The 3,550-nt window shown below is 49.5% G+C and carries 2 protein-coding genes; both read right to left on the bottom strand.

Annotated elements, in window-relative coordinates:
* Nucleotides 1-357: 357 nt before the first annotated feature.
* On the bottom strand, nucleotides 358-2,559 hold the full coding sequence (locus tag AACZ11_RS12995; protein ID WP_339832758.1) for a TonB-dependent receptor plug domain-containing protein: 2,202 nt from the start codon (nucleotides 2,557-2,559) through the stop codon (nucleotides 358-360).
* A 194-nt stretch (nucleotides 2,560-2,753) separates the two neighbouring features.
* Nucleotides 2,754-3,218 carry a hypothetical protein gene (locus AACZ11_RS13000; RefSeq protein ID WP_339832760.1) on the bottom strand — a complete coding sequence of 155 codons (465 nt, stop codon included), beginning with the start codon at nucleotides 3,216-3,218 and terminating at the stop codon, nucleotides 2,754-2,756.
* Nucleotides 3,219-3,550 lie beyond the last annotated feature (332 nt).

A 3,550-nucleotide genomic window follows, 5' to 3' on the forward strand; every position in this document is an offset into this window, starting at 1 on the left:
GGCACGCCTTAGCGTACCTCAGACAGCGGAACGCGCTTAACGTTGCACCTCCTTGCATTTTACGGGATATTTTCTGAGGCCGGATAAAGGCTTTTTGCGATTAATTTAAATCGGAAGGATTATTTGGAAAATAGAAAGCTAAATTCACTTCTGAACTAGCTCTTTTTTGTTCTGTTTGATAAGGTTTCTTTAATTTCTAACCATTAACCCTTATTCATTATTCATTATCCATTCTCCTAACTCCTAACTCCTAACTCCTAACTCTTCACTATTCACCATTCACTAGTAACCCTTCACCATCCCCCGCTCACCACTCACTGCTCACCGCTCACTGCTCACTGTCATCCCTTCACCACCTCAAAAAGATACCGCCACTTTCCCCCGCAGGTAAAAAGGGGTGCCCGGTGTGAAATGGATCTCTTCCACGGGTGCGGGTTCATTGAACAGCCTACTTTCGGTGGCGAACTGGGTTTCGTTCCATTGGGTGTCGAATAGATTCTCTATTATGACGCCGAAGGTCCAGTTCTTGTAATCGTAGTTCAGGTTGAGGTCGGTAATGAAGTAGCCTTCGGCGGTGATGGAACCGTCTTCGTTCGCCGGACGGTCGTCCACAAAACGATAGGTCCACGCCCCCGAAAAGTTACCTAAACCTTCTATCAGGATCCCTCCGGCGCTGGTGAGGTCCGGTGCAAGCGGAATGAGGTCCTCGCCTTCAGGTGCTTCGGTACTGCGCGCATGGGTGTAGTTGATGTCGCCGTAGAGGTACAGCCAATCGTTCAGCTGATAGCGGGCGCCTACTTCCAGTCCCATACGTCGGGTCTTGCCACTGGGTTCTACAATCCCGGCATCACCTACGTATACAAATTCCTGTTCCAAAAACAAGCCCCATACCGTGGCATTGAGCGCGAGCTTGTCGATGGGTTTTACAATGGTGCCCAGGTCCACACCATAGGCTGCCGGAAGGATGTCTTCGCCATTGTTCGCGACCACCACCCGGGTGTCATTGGAATGAAAACCGATGCCCGACTTAAGGAACAGTTGCCAGTTTCGGCTTACCGAATAGATGGTGTTCAGTTTCGGACTCACGGCCAACTTGGACTCGCTTTGGTTGTCGTAGGTTTCGGTGAGTGCGTTCACATAGTCGAATTTGAAATAGTCCAAACGCAGCGCCGGATTGAACTTCCACTTGCCGGTCTGAAACTCGGCATTCGCAAATCCGTAGGTGTTCACTTCATCCACATCCCCCAGGGCGATCCTGTCGAGGGTGGTTTGTCGGTTCAGGGTCTTGGATAGTTCGATGTCGTTGGCATTGTCGTAGCGAAACCCCAGTCCCGACTGGAACTCTAGTTGGGTATTGGTGCCCAGCGTGATGTTCTTTTTCTGATACACACTTTCGGCACCGGCGATCATTCGGTCTTCTTTTTGTCGGATCTGATCCCCGTTGACGGGGTCGTCGAGAAAGAAGGTGAAATTAGAATACAACTCGAAATCGTAGTGCGATAAAAAGGCGCGTGTCTTGAATTGCTGATCGTCATCGATCTTTTTGGTGTGTGCCACCAACAGATTGGTTCGGCTGGTTTGTCCGCCCTCGGTATCGTCTATGGCCCCGAACCGATCGATCAGTCCCTGATCCACGGCACGTTGGGGGATCTGTCCGCTGGCATCCCACTTGCTGGTGAAATAGGAAGCGGTCACATTGAGTTCCTGATCGGCAAAGAGGTTGTAGTTGTATCGACCCATGACGTTGATCCTATTGAAATTCTGGGGCGAATTGAAGGGACCGTCGGTAAGGTAGAGCTCCGATGCGATATAGGCATTGCTGTTTTCTGAAGCAAATACATTGAACATACCCAACAGACGTGAGGTATTGAACTGTCCGGCTTCCAGCGATACCCTGCTTTTGTCCAGGGTCTTCCGAAGCCTTAGATCGACAAAGCCTGCTGTATTGAAGTTCCCTTTGTCGGCGTAGTAAGGACCCTTACCAAAATGAACGTTCTCGATGGTCTCCGGGATCACAAAATGCAGATCGGCGTAGCCTTGTCCGTGGGCGTGGCTTACCATGTTCACCGGCATACCGTCCACGCTCAGGGCCACATCGGTTCCGTGATCCACATCGAAACCGCGTAAGAAGATCTGTTCGGCCTTTCCGCCGCCGGCATGCTGACCGATAATAAGACCGGGCACCTTTCGGAGGATCTCCTGAGAGGAGTTCACCGGATTGGTTTGTACGTCGACGTCCACAATGCGACTAAGCGTCGTGATCTCCGACGTGAGTACGATCTGGTCCAATGAAATGCTGGAGGTTTGCATCGTGACCGTCACGGCTGTCGTCAGATCGTTTTGGGACACTGCGATAAGGTGCGTCTTGTACCCGAGGATCGAAAAATACACCGAATCACCTACGGAGGTGTTGATCATGGTGAAGGACCCCGTGGCATCGGTATGGCTGTGTTGTCCTGTATTCTGATTAAATATGCCAACATCTTCGAGCGGTTGGTTTTGAGGATTGACCACTTTGCCGCGCATGGTTTGTGCGAATAGTGGGGTTGCAAGTAGCATGCAACATGCTATATATAAATAGTTCATCTGTTGAATTGTTTGTATGGATAGTTGGGTTCCTTCTTCGGAACGCTTTTCGTTTTATCTGAATGTGTTTGGCATAGCCTTACTTCGGAAGGTACAACGCATCAGCACCGTGTATCCTAAATACACAGCGTATCACGTTATACACCGAAAGCGGAAATACCGTATGTTCAACAGGCTTGGGGAGGGGGTGTGGTCACATCCTGGTCACGACCGCTCAAGGCAGCGCCACGCCGGAAGATGGGTCGGACGGAGCGATAGCTAAGCAGCTGTGAGGGTGTGTCGTAGAGCGGAAGAATATGTTTAGGGAATTTGAATTCGGTTGGAGGATTTTCGCTAGTATCGGAGGAATCGGCAAACCCAAGGGCCTTTTTTACGAACGAAAGCAATTCGTGCGCATGCGAATGTGCGTCCGGCTCCTGAAGGTGTGACGCTACCGGGGCCTTGTCGCTGTGATGGTCATGATCGTCGTCGTGATGATGATGGGTGTGCGCAATGTTTGATTGAATGTAGTGTGACAGGCTGTGAAAAACGTTGAACACTTCGTTGCGCAACGGACTGAGCACATAGAGGGCAACCATTCCCAGTATAAAGGAGTGTAAGAGTTTGGATCGTATGCGTGTCCGGTTTTGCAAGCGTTTTTTTGGTATTAGTTAAAGATATGCATTCTATACCTATATACGGAAGAAGTAGGTGTTGGGTTTTCTTTTCTTTTCTGAATGACAATGAAACTGTCATTCCGAATGGAATGAGGAATCTCTCTGTTATTGAATGGATTCTTCGCTTCGCTCTGAATGACATGGAGACTGTCATTCCGAATGCCATGAGGAATCTCTTAGTTATTGAATGGGTACTTCACTTCGCTCTGAATGACATGGAGACTGTCATTCCGAATGGAATGAGGAATCTCTCTGTTATTGAATGGATTCTTCGCTTCGCTCTGAATGACAATGAAACTGTCATTCCG

Origin of the sequence: uncultured Altibacter sp., from assembly GCF_963972995.1 — a bacterium.
Classification (GTDB): Bacteria; Bacteroidota; Bacteroidia; order Flavobacteriales; family Flavobacteriaceae; genus Altibacter.